We start from the raw sequence: 19,438 nt of genomic DNA on the forward strand, positions 1-19,438 counted from the left end.
AATAGGCTTAGTGCCCGCAACCCTGATGGTTGCAGGCAATATGATGGGCTCCGGGGTTTTTATGCTCCCCGCCAATCTCGCCGCAGTCGGCAGTATTTCTTTGATCGGCTGGTTGATAACCATTGTCGGCGCTATCTCCCTGGCCCTGGTATTTGCCAAGCTCGCCGCTATCTATCCCGCAGCCGGCGGCCCTTACGCCTATGCCCGCCGCGCTTTTGGCGATTACATTGGCTACCAAACCAACCTGGTTTACTGGCTAGCCAATGTAATCGGTAACGTTGCGCTGATTACTGCAGGCCTGGGCTATCTGACCCATTTTTTTCCACCGTTAAAAGACCCACTGACTTTTGCCATGGCCCAGGTTGCCATGGTCTGGCTGCTAACTTACGCCAATGTACTGGGCCCGCGCACCGTCGGTCGCATCCAATCCCTCACCACCGGCCTGGTTTTGCTTCCAATCCTCGGCACCGCTATTTTTGGCTGGTTCTGGTTCGACCAGCAAAACTTTACCAGCAGCTGGAATGTCTCAGGCAAAAGCGACCCCAGTGCTATAATGGCCAGCCTGACCTTCACGCTCTGGGCCTTTATTGGGGTGGAAACCGCCTCTGTATCCGCCGCAGTGGTAAAAGACCCTACCAAGAACGTCCCAATCGCAACGGTTGGGGGAGTTATCCTGGCTTCTATTGCCTATGTACTCAGCTCATCGGTCATTATGGGGATGCTGCCGAACCAGGAATTAATCAGCTCCTCCGCTCCCTTTGCCGATGCTGCTCGCCTGGCACTGGGAAATACTGCGGCCAATGTCGTAGCCCTGTGCGCCGCTATTGGCTGTATCGGTTCATTGGGCGGTTGGATACTGTTGGTGGGGCAGTCTGCCAAGGCGGCGGCAGATGATGGCCTGTTTGCGGCGCTATTTGCCCGCACCAATAACAAGGGCGTGCCTACCGGCGGATTGACTCTGGTAGCCGTGCTGATGTCTGTATTGATACTTACCACTATATCGCCAACGGCCAGCCAGCAGTTTGGCAAAATTGCCTCTGTCGCTGTGATTATGACGCTGATGCCCTATATCTATTCAGCGGTAGCTTTGCGGGTTTTGGCCTACGGCAAAATGCCGCCTCAGCAGTACGGACTGTTTACTGTGATTTTGCTGATTGCAGCGGTGTACTGCCTTGTGGCCCTGGTGGGATCTGACGGGCAACAAACCCGCTGGTCCCTGATCTTTGTGATTGCGACAGTCATTTTTTATGCACTAATTTTAAATCGCCGTCGCAGCGTTGAAGAAAAGCACTTTCTACCCGGTGGGCCAGAACCAGCCTGGGTTCACTACTTCACTCTCTTTGCCACAATTGCTGCCCTGTGCCTGTTCTTCTGGTTTTCCGTAGGGCAATACCCGGACTTGGAATTGCGCCTGCGCGCACCCAACCCCTCGGGTTATCATCTTGAGAGGCACATTGAATCCTAGACTCAACGGGTTAGCGCCCTCTCGATGGTTTCTGCGGTAATTTCAGTAATCCCTTGGGAGTTGGATTCACGGTTACCCGCCACATTGAGCGTCTGCGGACGATTCTTGAGGATAAAGTCGCGCACCAGTTGTACTCGATCGGCATCAGCCGGATTGACTACCAAGTGTGGTTTCCCCGATGCCTGGCAGAACTCAATAGTAAACAGGGTACCATCACTACTGGGATTGGTTGTGAAGATAACAGTGGCATCAGAGTTGCGGATATTCTCACGAGTACGCTCTTCCAGATCCGGGGACGTGTTTTCAACCAGCCCAAGCCCTTTAAGAAAATCTGGCCGATCACCGATCTCAGTCCAGTAACCCTGCGGTGCTGTGCCACCAGTGACAATTCCCAGGCGCTGTCCTGCCAGCAAGCCGCCGGTATCCGCCCCTGTCTGACCACCACTGATAATTTTCTCCGGTCGGAAGATCACTTTTCTCCCCCATATCGTTTATCGTCCTACTAGCTCGAGCTAGCAGATATCAAGGCAGCGATAATTGGCATTGAAATTAACGACCGCAGCCACTAATTTATCTCCAACTTTAGTCTGGCCGGCAGCGCTGTGAATTACTATCTGATACTGAAAACACTGCATATCCTCTGCGCCATAATCGTACTCGGCACAGGGACCGGCATCGCTTGGTACACCCTGAGGGGCTGGCTATCCGGAAATGCCCAAGTTATGCAGTGGGTTAGCCGGGAAACGGTACAGGCAGACTGGATATTTACCGGATCGGCGGTAATTGGTCTATTCGGTAGCGCGGTGGGAATGCTGCTGATTAATCCAAGCTGGATGCTACAAGCCTGGCTGCAATTAGCCGCCGGTCTCAGCGCAACCGTGTTCTTGTTGTGGCTGCCGGTTGTTTACCTTCAGTACCAGCTGCGTAAACATGCCAAAGAAGACGGTAATATAGACAAAATGCGCAAGCTAATGATGGCTTGGTGCCTGCTCGGGGCTATCGCATTTCCCATAACCGTTGTCATTGTCTATCTGATGGTGTCTAAGCCGGCACTATAAGGACTCATGCCTGGCCATTACCTCTTCGTCCCCCTGAGGGTCTTATAGCTCGCTCGATGGCCAATATCTTTCCACTGCCGCTTGAAGTCATCCAGGACTACGCCAGACACGATTTCTGCATTACCTTCCGCACTTTTATCCAAACGGTGTATCGCTTCTTTCTTACATAGTGGAACAATAATCGCCGAGCGTTCATGTCGGTCCATTCTCAACAGACGGCTGCGAATATGCTCTGCCTCACCACCGGTACAACTTGCATCTGTAATCACAAATACATTGGTATCACTGTCCAGGTCCGAGGCTATAGTGCCAAAACCTAGATCAAACTGCCGAAATACCACCCCTTTGAACAACCCCTCCCCCACTTCCGAACCCGTTATAAAGGGCCAGGCATGCGCCAGGGTCCACAAATAGGATTTACTTAAGACATATTGCAGGTGCTGATTGCGAACAAGCCCCAACTGGAATTGACGCTCAAAGGTTTCATCATTCAACTTGGCTTTACTGCAAATGGCCTTGGGAATGAGCTCCCCTTTGTAGCTGGTGGTCGGGATAACCACGATAAAATCATCAGCATCCCGCTTTTTCTCCAACGCCTTAAGAATGGTCGCCTGTAGATGTAAGACAAATTCCTCGGTGGTAATTACATCGTGTGGCAGCGCTGCGTTGTCCATTGCCAGGTTCATATAAAGTGTTTCCGCTCTATATGCCTGAATAATCGGCTCCAGCTCTTCTCGACTAAACAACAACTTTTCATCGAGGATCGCCTGCTCATTAATTTTCTTTGCGTAGCAATCTATCAGCAGTTGGTCTGCGGCATAGATACCGAAATTTCCCGAACTGACACAGCGGAAGTATTCCTCATCTTGCATCGACAAAAATCGCTCAACCACAGCCCGGCTTATGTCCCGGCCAAACAACTCATAAAGCGCGTCCTCTTGCCGAGGTAAAAAATATTCTTCCGGGTCAATCAACCGCTGAGATCGTTTAAGAACCACTTAAGCACACCTAATTCTTGATCCACTGCCATTAATCCGTATTAACAAATACGAATTATGTTAAACACAACAATTTACAGAGTTCTGCACACTTCATCGAAACCCAACCGAGGGTTGCGCGGATATAATTTGTCGGTTTCGCCATAGCCAAGATTGCACAAGAAATTGGACTTCATATGACAATCGGGGAAGTGCTCCGGCAGAAAAGCCGGTGCTGAGCATTTGTCACTGAAGAATTCCTCATCAACCAATGCGTTATCAAACCCCGACATTGGGCCGCAATCGAGCCCCAGGGCCCTCGCCGCTAAAATAAAGTAGCCTCCTTGCAAGGAACCATTGCGAAATGCAGTAACCTCCGCGTATTCGGGGCTATCGGCAAACCATTCGCGCGCAGGAGTCTGGGGGTAGAGCCTCGGAAGGTGTTCATAAAAGTGCATATCGTAAGCAACAATGACAGTCACCGGAGCCCGCATAGTTTTTTCAATGTTTCCTTCATTAAGCGCTGGCTTGAGCCGCTCCTTAGCCTCCTTACTTACAACAAACACCAATCGCATAGGGCAACAATTAGCACTGGTGGGTCCGAATTTGACCAAGTCGTAAAGCTGTTTCAAAACCTCTTTTGAAACCGGCTTATCCTGCCAATGACTATGGGTTCGGGCTTTGTTGAATAGCTGGTCGAGCACCTCAGAGGAAACAGGTTGCATAAGAGCTACCCCAAAATAACTTCGCTGGTAACAGTTTAGTTTGCGCCAGACATTTCAAAGGAGCAGCAGAATCATTAGAAGATGGCAGGCCATCACTAGGTAGGTCACGATGCTGCGGGTGCGAAAGTACTGATCCCGCCCGGGCAGATTGGGGTTCAACCGGGCCTCGGCCCAGACCACAAAACCGAAAGCAACTAGTAATACCGGTAGCGCCCAAGTGGTGCGAAACATCAGCAGCGCCACCCACCCCACCAACGTCACCAGGTTACTCAGTAGCGCTAAAATCATCCTATGCGGATGCCCCACTTGATTGAGTGCAGCACCCCACCAAACACCGCAAAGAAAACTCAGAATCACGGCGCTGTAGGCGGTGAACAGCAGGCGCGGAGTCACTCCCCAAAGAGAAAACCCCAACCACTGCATAATGATTCCTGCGACAAATGGAATCAAACCAAGGTAAGCCAGCCAGTCAAACAGCCGCGTATCTACTGGTGGGTAGTGATGGATGTCAGTGTCCATGTCGTCTAAGCTTCCAAGTCAAAGACAGTTTCGTCTCAAACAACAAGCTTAGCGGCAGGAGCAAGCAGCAATGGATGCCGAACAGAAGATTGACGTCAAACAAGCGCTGCGGGTGTTTGATAGGGCGACAAAGGAGGGGCGCAAGGAAGGTAACGAATGGCATTACCAGGGACTGGCAGTCAGCACTGACTTTGACGGCTATACGGTTTTTATCAACTCCCCCAAAGTAAAACTCACCATATTTTTCCACAATAAATTTTCTGTGGATTCCACCAGCAGCAAAGAGCTCGAAGAGTTTATTCGGCTATTGAAAAAGCTTGATTCAGGATAAGAGAAAAGAACCTAGAAACCTCAAACAGAGGTAAATTTTAAACACCAAAATGAGACACGGTGAGAGCAACTTTTCGACATTCACTAAAAGAACACCGTATGCACAAATGGAGACACTATCCACCACCAAGCTTAAAAACCTCAGAAAACCCAACGCATCCGGTTTAAAATTACAGCCTAATACTACCGCAGCTACCTTCCAGATAAATCGATCATCTTACGGACTTATGCGGGTAGCACAGAATTTTGAAGCCCAGCGAAACATTGACCCATCATTTCACCCAAAGTCCGCTGGGCTAAATCTTAAGCTTCCCCTAGTAGAATTTTAATTATTGCCCCAAGAATATAACCAACACTATCCGTCACTCCACCAGACACATCACTTCCAGCCATTAACATATCTGCTGAAATGGTTTTCCCTTCTTCAGATATCTGAGTGTGAATCACATCCTCATGTATTGATCCAGCAAAACATACACTGACAGTTAAGACCATAAAAAACAATTTATATATAACTTTCATTAATATTCCTCCTAATTGATCAAATTTTCCATCTTTCCTTCTTTCCATCCTCCAAAAATCTCCCTATTTTTGGAATACCCACATTAATGGATATTTGAACAGCCTTCAAACCTATTAGATTAAACTTAAAATTCTCATATGAAACCTTATTAGCTTCCATGAACGAAAAAATACCTGCGAGATCAGCCTGGGTATTACTCCCTGACGGAACAAAGTAACCAGCAAGATTGAACTTGCGGTTGCCAATATCTTCCGCGTCATATTCAATCCCCCCGGAACCTAAAAGGCATCAACACCTCCAAAAGGTTCAGTGTTATCACTGGGAGACGCGCCTAGTACTTTTCTGCCACGTCTAAAAGCAGAGGACCACCACCTGCCAACATGGTAGAATTGTGTTTAAAAAATCCAATAGTTGGTTATCCATAACCAGATACTTCGTCAAACACCAGTCCCAAATAACACCATCTCCCCAGCCTCCCTTTAATATCAACCTTTACATTTCATTGCATGCAAATATTTTTTAACATCCTCAGGAGCCAATAAACAATTACAGTTTTGAAATATCTTGCTCCTAGCAACATCATTGGTCACACAAAAGATCATCTTGAGCATCAATACTGATTCAGAGTTAGCTATGTTGATGTTCAAACGGCAAAATATAACCTTTTTCGCCAGAGTAAAGTTGGAAGCTTGCCATGTCTTTTTTCAGTCCTTCTCGAGGAAGGCCAAATAGCCTTACACCCTAACAGGATTCTTTAATGGCTTTATTGATACAACCTTCTCGCCAAGGATAAATGTAAATCATGGTCATATCTACTGGAGAGCGTCCCAAGATCTTTATATTTTCTGCAAACTAAAATACTACGGCGTCTAAGTGATCAACCCCACCATGAATACCGTTTTGCTTTATAAGATTTTGTGCAAAATTATTGAGTAAAGCACGGGACAACCTTGTCTTTGTGCTTCTCTCAGCATCTGTATATTTCTTGGAAATGAAAGATAATTTTTCCATTACTTACTTTTTTTGGGGGAGGAGGGGAGAAATACCGGGCTACCTGGTACAAACTCACCATAACAATCATCCTGGCTGATCATTACGCTCCTCAATCTTCAGTGCTCCAAGATCGTCGAATGCGGTCCCTGCAGTAACACCAATAGGTTTACCGTCCTAGGCTTTCCCGTTTTGGTGCATTTCTCAGGTAGCCTAAAAACTTCCTGAAATTAGCCCGTTGCCTAGTATCCCTCTCTTAATATGTCGTTAAGCAGTTCCATTAGTCCTTAATCCACTACAAAAAAGCATCCAGCGAGCAACTTTCGTCTTCCTTGAATCACTCAGACAAAGATGCCCATAAACCATTTATGCTTTCTGATTACAGAATAACTGATTGAAAATAAAAGCTAATTAAGCAACGGCACTTAAACCTTCAAAAGGCGGCACTCAAAAACTGTACTTCCACACATTGGCTCTAAAGTATAATTTTTACGGAAGGATGGTCAGTAGAAATTCACTGTGCATTACATATCTTTTTCAAGATTGTGGCCAACAGGGTATTGATGAACAGCCCCTAGTGTACGAGTTTGATCTTCTAGCGTGCTTACGATAGTACAGCTTACAAATACCCTTTGGTATTAGTTTACTACTGCTCACCCAACTTACTTATAGCGTTTGATCAATCGATATCGACTTGTACTGGCGAGATCCAACAGAGACCTGTGCTGATTTTTAGAGCACTAACGTAGAATCGGGCAAAGGCAACAGAACTACCAAGCAGTCCTACGATAACGCCATAGCCAACGTTTTGAGCTACTGCCGGCATGACCCAATTTAGTGAGCTTAGGCAGCAAGAATTCTGATGTTTTCACTAAAGAATCAGGAAGCTTGTAGCCAATAAACATCAATTCAAAAGCTTCCTGAAAATCTGAGCCAACTTAGCAGGCCGGGCGAGAATTACTGCCCAGCACTCTCCGGCACACCACTGTGAAAGCGGAATTGTCCATCACTGCCTTCCACTAATTCCTTTTCTTTCTCCAGCAGTGCCTGAACCCTAGGTTGAATATCTTCATCGGAAGCCTTCTGGGCAAGATGTAGGTAATCGCGGAAGTGACGTGCCTCAGATTTGAGCAGGGAGAGATAAAACTTCTGCAACTCATCATCTAACTGAGGCGCAATCCGTGCAAAGCGCTCGCAGGAGCGCGCCTCGATAATAGCGCCACAAATCAACGTATCAATCAAACGCCCCGGCTCTGCGCTGCGCACTTCAGCGCGAAGACCGGCCGCGTAGCGGGAGGCACTAACGTGGGGATAGGCGATACCGCGTTTCTCCATAATCGCCAGCACCTGCTCAAAGTGGCGTAACTCTTCGCGAGCCAGACGCGACATTTTGTTCAGCAGCTCAAAGTCATTCAGATAGCGAAACATCAGGTTCAGGGCCGTACCCGCCGCTTTTTTCTCGCAGTTGGCATGATCGATCAGCATCATTTCCGGCTCCTTCAATGCCGCCTCCACCCAGGCATCGGGCGTGGGACACAGCAGGAATTCATTGATAGCGGACAGATCTGGGACTTGAGCATTCATAAGACGAACAAACTTAACCGGAGCAAAATAACTTGGCGCGGGATTATAGCGGCCCCAAGCCACAAACGCCCGCTTTTAAACCACCAGCGGGCACTACTCCCCCAACTGACAAGCAGGGGCTGCAATTATCCAGGAAGGTCCCTAGTGATAAATACACTCAATTTGATAACGATTTATTAAGTGTATTAATATAAAAATCACTTTTTATCCGGCATATCTGATGAATGACTACAGAACCCAGGCAAAAGCTATCCCGCAGCTACTAGAAAATGTCCATGGCGCCGCCCAAGCCCTGAGAGAATCCCTGGAGTTGCTGCAAAATGCCGAGAAACCCTGGCAGCACTATCTACTTCAGCCCCCTTTCGCACAGGATGCCGCACTCAGTCTCAGTCAGAGCTTTGAACGCCCCTATTCACTGTCAGGCGCTCTCTACTCACAACTCGACTATCTGGAGCCCATTAGCGCCGGAGGAGATGCCCGCGCTACTTTACAGGTACCTGGCTTATTGGCGGTACCGACCAAAACCCTTGAGCTTGCCCAACAACTCAATAACCACAAAGAGATCTTCGCCAAGGTTATTGCCGAACTCCGAGGCGCCCTGGCGGAGCGGCCAGTGGCAGAGCAGGATCGTACTGTGCGGGAAACCCTTGCGGGTGCTGGGTTCCCCCGCGCACATCTACGCCAATGTTACCGCCTGGTCTTGATGTGCCCGAAGCGGCCGGATGCCATCACCCTTTCATGGATCAAGGCGCGTAAATCTATTCGCAAGGTCACGGTGAAATGGTGTGAAAAGAAGTTGGTGCAGCTGGACCCTCAAGGGTCCGATCCCGGTATCCAATATCAGCGCCAGCTACTCGCCGGGCTACACAAAAGCCAGCAGGAGGATTTACGCCAGGTGCAAGTGCAAAGTCGCCCCAATCTCCAGGTAGCGGAAATCTTCTATGGGCACGAGCCAGGTGAGGAAGAGGAATATCATCAGGTCGGCTATTCCTCCATGCCGATTCTGGTAGAGGCCAACGAAGCCGGGCAGCTGCCTGAATTCACCCGAGTTGACCACCAACCGAGCTTGAGTCGACGGCGCCAGCGGCGGGATCTGGCAATCGCCAGTGAACCCTTTCTACCGGCGCTCAGAGTATTTTTGCGCCAGCAGCGCTAAACCCAAGCCCCAAATGGGGCTGCCATCAAATTTTTAAACCTTCTTAGGTAATACCAGGCGCCACATAGCGCTGGTAATAGGCGACAGACAGTGCGTAAAAATCCTCATCGATAAGGCGGCGAATTTCCACCAGTGGGACGCCGCGAGCCTGTGCGGTGAGTTGCAACCCAAAAGCCTTGAGGTCCGATATCTGGCTGGCCCCTGCCCTCAATAGTTCGAACACCCAGCAGTATGGATTTTGACTCTCATCAAAACGGACCCGCTGGTGATGAAGCTGCTCCAATAGCAGCTCGCGATCCACGATCTCCAACTGGCTGCGTACTGCGTTCACCAAATACCCTTCTCGGCGCTCGGCAATTACCCGGCGCTGTTCTTCACTATAGGCATTCCAATCAATAACCTCGTGTGCAAAGCGCTTGCAGCCACGGCAAACATCATCGCCAATTCCCGTGGAGCAAACACCGATACAGGGCGTGCGAACCTTCTTATACATTAACTATCCGACCAACCTATTTATGCCGCCCGCGCGGCCTTCAAATTGCGCGTAGCCTATTTTGTTTCCGCCGCCAAGAAAAGGGGGGAAGTACCAGCTGCCAAACCACTAAAATTCACCTAGCAAATAGTCATAATTCACTTAAATTATTGATTTTTCGATAAACTTAACAGCTGTAGGGCTTTCCTGTAGTATTCGCCCCCCGCCATCAGCGGCCTCGAAAAAAAAATCCCGGCTGACAGTTAATAGACCGGGAATTCCGCCCGCTGTAGGTGCCACCCCACACACCAAGAGGGACTTATCAGTGCTTGAAGCCTATCGCAAACACGTCGCCGAACGCGCCGAACAAGGCATTCCACCAAAGCCATTGGATGCCGAGCAAGTCGCCGGCCTGGTTGAATTGCTGAAAAACCCGCCTAAAGGCGAAGAACAGGAACTTGTTGACCTGCTCACCCACCGCGTTCCGCCAGGCGTTGACGAAGCCGCTTATGTTAAAGCAGGTTTCCTGTCCGCCATCATCAAAGGTGAAGCAGAATCCCCGCTGATCGATCGCAAACATGCTGTAGAACTGCTGGGCCAAATGCTGGGCGGCTACAATATCTCCACTCTGGTCGAGATGCTGGACGACAAAGATCTGGCCGAACTGGCTGCTGAGCAGCTGAAAGGCACCCTGCTGATGTTTGACGCCTTCCACGATGTGGAAGAGAAAGCCAAAGCCGGCAATGAATATGCCAAAGCCGTTATGCAATCCTGGGCAGATGCCGAGTGGTTCACCAAGCGCAACAAAGTGCCCGAGAGCATCAAAGTTGCCGTATTCAAGGTGACTGGCGAAACCAACACCGACGACCTGTCTCCGGCACCGGATGCTTGGTCTCGTCCGGATATCCCCCTGCACGCGCTGGCCATGTACAAAATGAAGCGCGACGGCCTGGAGCCAGAGGAAGCAGGCGTTACCGGCCCGCTGAAGCAGATCGAAGAAGTTAAAGCCAAGGGCCTGCCCGTTGCTTTCGTTGGCGACGTAGTAGGCACCGGTTCTTCCCGTAAGTCCGCCACCAACTCCGTGCTGTGGTACTTCGGTGACGAAATGCCTGGCGTGCCCAACAAGAAAGGCGGCGGTATTTGTATCGGCGGTAAAGTTGCCCCAATCTTCTACAACACCATGGAAGATGCCGGCGCGCTGGTATTCGAAGCCCCCGTTGACGAACTGGGCATGGGCGACGTTATCGAGATCCGCCCTTACGACGGCAAGATCCTGGCCGAAGACGGCAAAGTCCTGTCTGAATTCCAACTGAAGTCCGACGTACTGCTGGACGAAGTTCAGGCTGGCGGTCGTATCAACCTGATCATCGGTCGCGGCCTGACCGGCAAAGCCCGTGAAGCCCTGGGCCTGGCGCCTTCAGAGCTGTTCCGCAAGCCTGAGCAACCTGCCGATACCGGCAAAGGTTACACTTTGGCGCAGAAGATGGTTGGTAAAGCTTGTGGCGTTGAAGGTATCCGTCCGGGCACCTACTGCGAGCCGAAAATGACCACTGTGGGCTCCCAGGACACCACTGGCCCCATGACCCGTGACGAACTGAAAGACCTGGCCTGCCTCGGCTTCTCCGCCGACCTGGTAATGCAGTCTTTCTGTCACACTGCGGCCTATCCCAAGCCCGTTGATATCAGCACCCAGCACACCCTGCCGGACTTCATCATGAACCGTGGCGGTGTTTCCCTGCGCCCGGCTGACGGCATCATCCACAGCTGGCTGAACCGCATGCTGCTGCCGGACACCGTAGGTACCGGTGGTGACTCCCACACCCGCTTCCCCATGGGTATCTCCTTCCCGGCAGGTTCCGGTCTGGTAGCTTTCGCCGCCGCTACCGGTGTTATGCCGTTGGATATGCCTGAGTCCGTACTGGTGCGTTTCAAGGGCAAAATGCAGCCCGGCATCACCCTGCGCGACCTGGTGCACGCCATTCCTCTCTACGCCATCAAGCAGGGCCTGCTGACCGTTGAGAAGAAAGGCAAGAAGAACATCTTCTCCGGCCGCATCCTCGAGATCGAAGGCCTGGAAGACCTGACTGTAGAGCAGGCATTCGAACTGTCCGACGCCTCCGCCGAGCGCTCCGCTGCTGGCTGTACCATCAAGCTGTCCGAAGACACCATGTCTGAGTACCTGCGCTCCAACGTAACCCTATTGCGCTGGATGATCGCTGAAGGTTACGGCTCCAAGCGTACCCTGGAGCGCCGCGCGCGCGCCATGGAAGAGTGGCTGGCCAACCCGAAACTGATGGAAGCGGACGCCGACGCCGAATACCTGGAAGTGATCGAGATCGATCTGGCCGAGATCAAAGAGCCGATCGTATGTGCTCCGAACGACCCGGACGACGCTCGCCTGCTGTCCGACGTTGCTGGCGACAAGGTAGACGAAGTCTTTATCGGCTCCTGTATGACCAACATCGGTCACTTCCGCGCTGCCGGTAAACTGCTGCAAGAACACAAAGGTGGCATCTCCACTCGCATGTGGATTTCCCCGCCCACCAAGATGGACGAGCACCAGTTGATGGAAGAGGGTTACTACAACATCTACGGTTCTGCCGGTGCCCGCACCGAGATGCCTGGATGCTCCCTGTGTATGGGTAACCAGGCACGTGTGGCACCGAATGCCACCGTACTGTCCACCTCTACCCGTAACTTCCCCAACCGTCTGGGCGATGGTGCCAACGTGTACCTGACCTCCGCTGAGCTGGCTTCTGTAGGCGCCATCCTGGGTAAACTACCGACTCCGGCTGAGTACCAGGAATACGCACAGAACCTGGACTCCATGTCCAGCGAGATCTACCGCTACCTGAACTTCGATCAGATTGAAGACTTCCAGAAGTCTGCCGAAGAAGGCAAGCGCATCGCAGCGACTGAGATCCAGGAAGTGAATGTCTAATTGACAGCCTGATCCAGACGAAAAGCCCCGCTAACTAGCGGGGTTTTTTTTGCCTATAGGAAAGATCTCAGCTTGCCGCAGCATAAAAAAATAACTTTTAAGCTGGCGCACTTTACGTCTACATGGCTCGACACCAAGCTCTAGAATCTAGCCGACTATAATTAACTCCGAATCACGAGAAAAATTTGATTGCCGGCTTTCCGTCAGCAATCAATGAGCACTCACTAGATTTCTCTATATCTAACTATAAGAATACGCTTCCATGCCAACGCCCGTAAAACAGCTAGCTTCCGAACAGGAAACAACATCACTCCGTGAGCACACTTTTTGGCTAAGGTGGCGAGATCGCTGTATATTTTTTTCTCAAAAGCTAAAAAGAAAAACCCTAAAATATGCCAGGCGCCTAGCCAATATTATTATGCGAAGGTATCGCCATTTTCCCAATTTCCACTATCCGAGCAGTCGTACCCCCTACCCCAAAACTACGCCAGTCAAATCTCATAAAGCCACAACAAATAGAACCCAGACCTTTATTCTCTACAGAGTCATCGGCAACGACTTAGCTCCCCGGCATAGTGTGGGACAGTCCCGCAAGAATCTCGAATTTATTTTGAAGCATGAGCCTGAACTCGACAACTGCGAAAAAGTATTTATCCTCAATCGAATAGTCGACCCTAATGAAGAAGCAGCCATCATTAAACTGCTCGACGACTATCAACAAACCTTTCTCAGAATCCCCTTTAGCTGGGACGACTACCGAAAAATAGAGTGGAATATTCTCGATCACCCCATCAGCTATGCCCCCTATAAATTAAAAGGGCTACGATTACGCCAGGACTTAGCGGTTCAGGCAGAGCTGAGCCTTTACCGCCATAAAAATAATTATGTAATGAATAATAATGGGGCCAGAAATCTCGCCCTCCAGGACGGAAAATCAAAAGCAGACTGGATTTTACCCTGGGATGGCAATTGCTTTGTAACTCCAAAAGCCTGGCAAGCAATAAAGCAACAAGTACTCAACAACAACGCTTACCCCTACCATATTATTCCAATGACAAGACTGTTGGATAACAAATCCATTTTATGTGAGAACTTCGAACCAACCCCCACTGAAGAACCACAAATAGTATTTCGATCTGATAGCAGAGAGATTTTTGATAGCCGCTACTGCTACGGCAGGCGACCCAAAGTAGAGTTTTTATGGCGGCTAGGCGTATCGGGGAAATGGGATGAATGGGCGATTTTCCCATGGGATCTCCCCTGCCCGGATTACTCGGAAGCCGCAGGTCACTATACTCAAGGAGCCTGGGTAGCCAGACTATTTTCTGGAAAGCCGCACCTGGAGCGGACAGATCAGCAGTCCAGCCGGGAGCGAGGAGCGACTCGCTCTGAAGCTATCCTTGCCATGCTGGATCAACTCGATGATTCCAGCTTCTGCGCCGATACAAGCGCCTCTGGCAGCAAGTTGGCCAGTACAAACAGGCGCAACCCTTCCTATCTAATGCTACTAAGAGAGGCCACGCAAAGATCAGTAAGAGCAAAACAGAGGGCACGGCCCAGTTCGATTAATAGCTTGCTTCAGGATTTGACCATTGTCGCCCTTGCGCAATCCCACTGCTCGAAACCACAATTCATTCAATTTATCGACAATAGCCTCATCAAGCTATTCCCCGACAAACATGAAACGAAATACAGCAAACAATTACATTCTGTAAATCCCAACCTACTGGCCCATACCCTATGCACTTTAAGAGAACTTAAACAAGAACAGCAGATTCGTCTGATAGGAGTTGAGCGATTAGACTACCATCTGGAGCAATACCTTAGCTGGTTGATAGATAGTCATCGCGGGCAATCAATGCGTCCAAAACTTGGGCATCTTGGCACACAGTATGATTTGCAAGTTGTAGCTTTAGCGCTCTATCTCAATCAAATACAAACTGCCAGAAAAACTCTCAGGGACTCCCGCTTCCGAATATTAGAGCAGTTTGATCACTCGGATAACCAAGTATCGAAAATCAAGAGTAAAAATAGTGTTCATTATGAATGCATAAATCTTCAATTATGGATTTATCTTGCCAGTCTCGCAGAAACAATTGATGAAAATTTCTGGAACTTCACAGCAAGAAATGGGGCTGGCATCCAGCAGGGAATAGATAATTTTCTACAAGCATTCGAAAACAACAAGGGCGCCAAGCATTTCGATCGGCAGAGACTGATCCCAATAGCCTATGCCTACAGACAACATTATGGAGAGCTAAAAATAGAACTTAATGCCGTACCAATCAGCCAATGCAAACCTGTTTTCCCAATCGAAACGGGAATTTTCCCATTTTGGAACTTTGGCAAAGAAGCACAAACTTTGCCTTTAAAGGCTGCCGATCAATTAACAACTGAAGCGGAAAGATAGACAACGGATAGGTTATTAAACTCAAACCTCAGGCTTTTTTATCCCCAACAAATAAAATGCAAATAATAAAAGCAAACATGGCGAGATAGGCGTTTACAGTAAATGCATATTCAATACCCGATGGCATGTCAGTGGCCATCGCCACTATCGTTGTATTCAACCCTAATCCTACGGCACCACCCGCTATTTGAAACATAAAAATGATTGCACCCGCCAAACTCGCTCTACTGTTATCAACAACCGTTATAGCCACAGTGGTAATGGTGGAATTGAACAAACCAATACCAGCACCTAATATCACCAGGCCAGGAACCAAAGACATATATTGAGTATCCTTGTGGATATGAGATAGAAGATACATTCCCAGCGTCATCAATAAAGTAGCTGCCGATACTATCTTCTTTGCTCCAATCACATCATATAGCTTCCCTGCCAGAAAGCCGAAAACGCTAAAGGAGAGCATCATAGGGATCAACCCCATCCCCGCCTTCATCGCCGAGGTACCTCGAACATGGGTTAAGAATTGGGGAATAAAAAACAATCCCGCAAAGAAAAGTGCTGAAATCAATAACGTAGCAATAGAGGCGAAAACAAACCGTTTATTCCCAGCCACATCCGGTGGAATCAACGCCTGAGCCCCAACTCGCTTCTCAACGACACTAAACAAGCATATAAGTAAGAAAAAGGCAGCGATAAGGCCGAGGACCAATGGGCTTTTGAAACCGACATCAACCACAAGATCAAACGCCAACAGCAAGGCAAATAGAGCCATCGACAGCGAAGTGATTCCGGCATAGTCAATACGTTCATCACAAGCTTCTGGAGAGTCATCAGGAATCACTCTCCAGCAAACATATAAGGCAACTGCTGATACCGGCAGGTTAATAAAGAAAATCCATCTCCAACTGGCATAATCTGCCAGCGCACCACCCAACAGTGGTCCAACTGAATTGGCAATACCGCAAACAGTAATCACCAGCCCTCCAGCCAAACCCGCTCGCTTTTCAGTCATCAGGCCATAGGTCATACCCAGGATCGACGGCCACATCATAGCCCCTCCAATCCCCATCAGTGCCCGGGATATCAATAACATTCCCATATTAACTGCAATCCCACCGATAAGTGAGAACGCCATAAATAGCAGGGTTCCAATAAAGAATACCCTCCTCCTGCCATACATATCGGCAAGGCGACCACCTGAAATAATCAGTACTCCAAAGACTAAGGCGTAACCATTAATGACCCACTGGGTCGTTGTAAGGTCAGAGTGGAACTCGTGCCCCATTGCCGGCAGCGCGGGAGAAAAGGCCGTAAAATCATTGGCGACAAGGAAAATGGCAAGAGACAGAGCCAACATTCCAAGGTATAAATTCTTATCTAAGAGACCCTCTTGTCTTTCCATTGCGTAAACCTGTACTTACATATACATAAACCAATTGACATACAAAATGACGTTAAGCTTTTTCTTCCTTAGACCCTATAAATAAAACGCAAATAATAAAAGATAACATCGCCAAGTATGCGTTTAATGTAAATGCCTGACTAATCCCATAAGATATATCACCAGCCATTGCGACTATTGTGGTATTCAGGCCCAACCCCACTGCACCACCCGCTATTTGAATCATAAAGATTATTGCTCCGGCCAAACTTGCTCGGCGCGGATCAACAACCGATATTGCAAACGTGATTATAGTAGAATTGAATAAGCCAATACCCGCCCCCAAAATTAACAACCCGGGAACCAAGCGAATATATTGACCGTCCTGATAGATATGAGACAGCATATATAAACCTAAAGCCATTAATAGTGTTGCTATGGAGGCAATTAGCTTGGCTCCCAGCACCTTATAGACATTACCAGCAACAAAACCAAATACACTAAATGCCAACATAAGTGGAACCAATCCCAGACCTGCTATTGTTGCAGAAGCTCCATGGACTTTACTTAAATATTGCGGGATAAAAAAGAACCCCGCATAGAAGAACTGGGCAATTAACAAAGCGACACAGGCTGCAGTGACAAAAGACTTGTTTCCTGCTACATCTGGAGGGATTAATGCCCCCTCAGCTGCTCTCCCCTCAACCAATATAAAGAGGCAAAACAAGAGAAAGAAAGCCATAAACAGTCCAAACACCAGATAGTTTTTAAACCCCACATCGACTACAAAGTCGAAAGCAAGCAGAAGAGAGAATAGTGCCGATGACAGTAGAGCAACTCCTCGATAATCTAACTTATCTTTAGGCACATTTAACGAATCTGGTGGAATCACTCTGAAGCAAAGATAAAGAACCACTAGAGAAAGTGGTAAATTAATAAATAGAATCCATCTCCAGCTGATATAGTCAGCCAGGAAACCTCCCACTAGTGGCCCTACAGAATTTGCTATACCGCATATCGTAATAATCAGTCCACCGGCCAACCCTGCATTCTTCGGTGTCATCAGACTGTACATCATCCCCAAAACAGACGGCCAAATCAGCGCACTCCCCGCCCCCATAAATGCACGGGAAACCAATAGCATTCCCATACTTCCAGCAATTCCGCCCAAAAACGAGAAAAACATGAAAATTAATAACCCGACAATAAATGTTCGCCTCCTACCATACATATCAGCCAGACGACCTCCTGAAACTATCAACACACCGCAAACCAATGCGTAAGCACTAATTACCCATTGACTCGTAGTAAGATCTGACTGGAACTCTTGTTCAACCACAGGCAATGCCGGCGAAAATGCAGTGAAATCATTGGCCACAAGAAAGATGGCCAGGGACAGCGCGCCTAGACCAAGATATAGATTACTTTTCACCGAGGCCTTTTTATCAACCATACCTAAAAACTCGGCTTGTTCTCAGTGAAAATAGCTGCCATTAACGAATCGTTTTTGTAGAAAGACCAGAAAAGAAAACCAAGGAAATCAAGAACCCAAGTAGTGCCAGATAAGCATCAACCACAAAGGCCCGCTCAATCCCAACAGCGATGTTGGGAGCCATAGCCAGTAAAGTCGCATTAACTCCCAACCCAAGGGCCCCGCCCACAAATTTAAACATATAGATAATCGACCCTGCCAAACTAGAATCACTGGGCTCAACTACGCTAATTGCCGCTGTAACAATCGTTGGACTATATATGCCAATACTGCTGCCCACTATCAGAAGCCCGGGAAGGAAATAAATATAAGATGCGTGGGCCTCCACAGCCGACAATAGAAACAGCCCTATACACATACCCAAAGCACCAGCACAAATCAAAATCTTAGCGCCCAGCCGCTCGTATAATGCGCCAGAAATATAGGCTACAACACCAGAGCTGACCATTAATGGTAGCAACGCCAACCCTGCCCCAAAGGCAGAATAGCCCTTTACCTTGATAAATAGCTGCGGGATATAAACCAGGGTCGCAAAAAATGCGATAGCAACAAAGAACATACTGAGTCCAGCGGCGATAAAGCCTCTGTTCTTTATCAATTCACCTGGAATTAGCGCGTTATTAGGATCAACAGTTTCAACAACAGCAAAAACTATCATGAGAAATATGGACAGTACCAATAGGCCCCACACATAGAAGTGGGACAAGCCATACTGAACCACCAGATCCATAGCAAGGAGGAAACTAAATAAAGACCCACAGAGGGTAATAACACCCCAATAGTCAATTTTCTTATTGCTTCTCTGAGTACTAGCTGGAGGATATTTGCTCCAACACAGAAGAATAACCAGCAAAGCAATGGGAATATTAATAAATAATATCCAGCGCCAGCTGGCAAAATCAGCCAACAGACCACCAATCACTGGGCCACTGGCATTGGCCAACCCCGTTGTAGTGAGAATCAACCCTCCGGCCAGCCCGGCCTTATCCCTGGGCAAGAGGGAGAAAACCATACCCAGGATGGCAACCCAGGCCAAGGCTCCCCCCAAACCCATCCATGCACGGGCGAATAATAGCGTTCCTATATTTCCCGCAAATCCACCTACAAGGGAAGATGCAGTAAAGATATAGATGCCGGTAATAAACATTCGCCGACGACCATAGATATCAGCCATCCTGCCCGTAGACACAATCAAAACACCATACACCAGGGTATAGGCGTTAACGACCCAGTGAATGGTGGTGATATCGACATTGAATGTCTTTTGAATTGCCGGGAGTGCCGGCGAAAATGCCGTATAATCATTGGCAAGAAGAAATGCCGCCAGTAGCAGGGCAAAGAGCCCCCAGTAGTGAGTGGGAGTTAAAGAGCTTTCATTGGATGCCATCGATTAAATCTACATGTACTTTATATCC

The 19,438-nt window shown here is 48.7% G+C and carries 16 protein-coding genes; 6 read left to right on the forward strand and 10 right to left on the reverse strand.

Annotated features, from left to right (window positions below; genetic code table 11):
* The first annotated feature begins 10 nt into the window (after positions 1 to 10).
* Entirely contained in the window at positions 11 to 1,465 is a 1,455-nt protein-coding gene (adiC, locus tag ACJJI1_RS22715; protein ID WP_444958129.1) for an arginine/agmatine antiporter, read from the forward strand.
* Between the two features lie 2 nt (positions 1,466 to 1,467).
* Here the strand turns inward: adiC and ACJJI1_RS22720 are convergent, their stop codons facing one another.
* Positions 1,468 to 1,938 carry a YpsA SLOG family protein gene (locus ACJJI1_RS22720; RefSeq protein ID WP_444958130.1) on the reverse strand — a complete coding sequence of 157 codons (471 nt, stop codon included), beginning with the start codon at positions 1,936 to 1,938 and terminating at the stop codon, positions 1,468 to 1,470.
* A 129-nt stretch (positions 1,939 to 2,067) separates the two neighbouring features.
* On the opposite strand from ACJJI1_RS22720, the gene ACJJI1_RS22725 reads away from it, so the two are divergent.
* Positions 2,068 to 2,523 (forward strand): DUF2269 family protein, encoded by a 456-nt coding sequence (locus ACJJI1_RS22725; RefSeq protein WP_444958131.1) that lies wholly within the window; start codon positions 2,068 to 2,070, stop codon positions 2,521 to 2,523.
* Between the two features lie 17 nt (positions 2,524 to 2,540).
* Here ACJJI1_RS22725 and ACJJI1_RS22730 read toward each other — a convergent pair whose 3' ends face one another.
* The 3 genes from ACJJI1_RS22730 to ACJJI1_RS22740 form a co-directional block, all read right to left on the reverse strand.
* Positions 2,541 to 3,521 carry a hypothetical protein gene (locus ACJJI1_RS22730; RefSeq protein ID WP_444958132.1) on the reverse strand — a complete coding sequence of 327 codons (981 nt, stop codon included), beginning with the start codon at positions 3,519 to 3,521 and terminating at the stop codon, positions 2,541 to 2,543.
* A 74-nt stretch (positions 3,522 to 3,595) separates the two neighbouring features.
* Entirely contained in the window at positions 3,596 to 4,225 is a 630-nt protein-coding gene (locus tag ACJJI1_RS22735) for a malonic semialdehyde reductase (RefSeq protein ID WP_444958133.1), read from the reverse strand.
* A 54-nt stretch (positions 4,226 to 4,279) separates the two neighbouring features.
* Positions 4,280 to 4,744, reverse strand: a complete 465-nt coding sequence (locus tag ACJJI1_RS22740; protein ID WP_444917663.1) for a DUF3429 domain-containing protein — start codon at positions 4,742 to 4,744, stop codon at positions 4,280 to 4,282.
* Positions 4,745 to 4,814: 70 nt separating this feature from the next.
* Between ACJJI1_RS22740 and ACJJI1_RS22745 the strand changes: the two genes are divergently transcribed.
* Complete coding sequence (locus ACJJI1_RS22745; RefSeq protein ID WP_413662543.1) at positions 4,815 to 5,075, forward strand: DUF3081 family protein; 261 nt, start codon at positions 4,815 to 4,817, stop codon at positions 5,073 to 5,075.
* Positions 5,076 to 5,377: 302 nt separating this feature from the next.
* On the opposite strand, the gene ACJJI1_RS22750 is transcribed toward ACJJI1_RS22745, so the two are convergent.
* Together ACJJI1_RS22750 and ACJJI1_RS22755 are read right to left on the reverse strand one after the other, a co-directional pair.
* A complete protein-coding gene (locus tag ACJJI1_RS22750) occupies positions 5,378 to 5,644 on the reverse strand; it encodes a hypothetical protein (protein ID WP_444958134.1) in 267 nt (88 codons plus the stop codon).
* A 1,900-nt stretch (positions 5,645 to 7,544) separates the two neighbouring features.
* Complete coding sequence (locus tag ACJJI1_RS22755; protein WP_444893381.1) at positions 7,545 to 8,171, reverse strand: MiaE family protein; 627 nt, start codon at positions 8,169 to 8,171, stop codon at positions 7,545 to 7,547.
* 220 nt (positions 8,172 to 8,391) lie between these two features.
* Here ACJJI1_RS22755 and ACJJI1_RS22760 point away from each other — a divergent pair, with 220 nt between their 5' ends.
* A complete protein-coding gene (locus ACJJI1_RS22760; protein ID WP_444958135.1) occupies positions 8,392 to 9,327 on the forward strand; it encodes a hypothetical protein in 936 nt (311 codons plus the stop codon).
* Positions 9,328 to 9,370: 43 nt separating this feature from the next.
* Here ACJJI1_RS22760 and ACJJI1_RS22765 read toward each other — a convergent pair whose 3' ends face one another.
* On the reverse strand, positions 9,371 to 9,820 hold the full coding sequence (locus ACJJI1_RS22765) for a DUF1289 domain-containing protein (RefSeq protein ID WP_413662547.1): 450 nt from the start codon (positions 9,818 to 9,820) through the stop codon (positions 9,371 to 9,373).
* Positions 9,821 to 10,124: 304 nt separating this feature from the next.
* Here ACJJI1_RS22765 and acnB point away from each other — a divergent pair, with 304 nt between their 5' ends.
* Together acnB and ACJJI1_RS22775 are read left to right on the forward strand one after the other, a co-directional pair.
* Positions 10,125 to 12,740: a bifunctional aconitate hydratase 2/2-methylisocitrate dehydratase gene (acnB, locus tag ACJJI1_RS22770; RefSeq protein WP_444958136.1), complete on the forward strand. Its 2,616-nt coding sequence runs from the start codon at positions 10,125 to 10,127 to the stop codon at positions 12,738 to 12,740.
* A gap of 889 nt (positions 12,741 to 13,629) precedes the next feature.
* Entirely contained in the window at positions 13,630 to 15,150 is a 1,521-nt protein-coding gene (locus ACJJI1_RS22775; protein ID WP_444958137.1) for an alginate lyase family protein, read from the forward strand.
* A gap of 28 nt (positions 15,151 to 15,178) precedes the next feature.
* Here ACJJI1_RS22775 and ACJJI1_RS22780 read toward each other — a convergent pair whose 3' ends face one another.
* Genes ACJJI1_RS22780 through ACJJI1_RS22790 form a run of 3 tightly spaced genes read right to left on the reverse strand, consistent with a single transcriptional unit; the run spans position 15,179 to position 19,410 of the window.
* Positions 15,179 to 16,552, reverse strand: coding sequence for an MFS transporter (locus tag ACJJI1_RS22780; protein ID WP_444958138.1), 1,374 nt, complete (start codon positions 16,550 to 16,552; stop codon positions 15,179 to 15,181).
* A gap of 52 nt (positions 16,553 to 16,604) precedes the next feature.
* On the reverse strand, positions 16,605 to 17,984 hold the full coding sequence (locus ACJJI1_RS22785; RefSeq protein WP_444958139.1) for an MFS transporter: 1,380 nt from the start codon (positions 17,982 to 17,984) through the stop codon (positions 16,605 to 16,607).
* Between the two features lie 40 nt (positions 17,985 to 18,024).
* Complete coding sequence (locus ACJJI1_RS22790; RefSeq protein WP_444958140.1) at positions 18,025 to 19,410, reverse strand: MFS transporter; 1,386 nt, start codon at positions 19,408 to 19,410, stop codon at positions 18,025 to 18,027.
* Positions 19,411 to 19,438: the final 28 nt, after the last annotated feature.

The sequence above is a fragment of the Microbulbifer maximicatervae (SeqCode) genome (genome assembly GCF_052467065.1).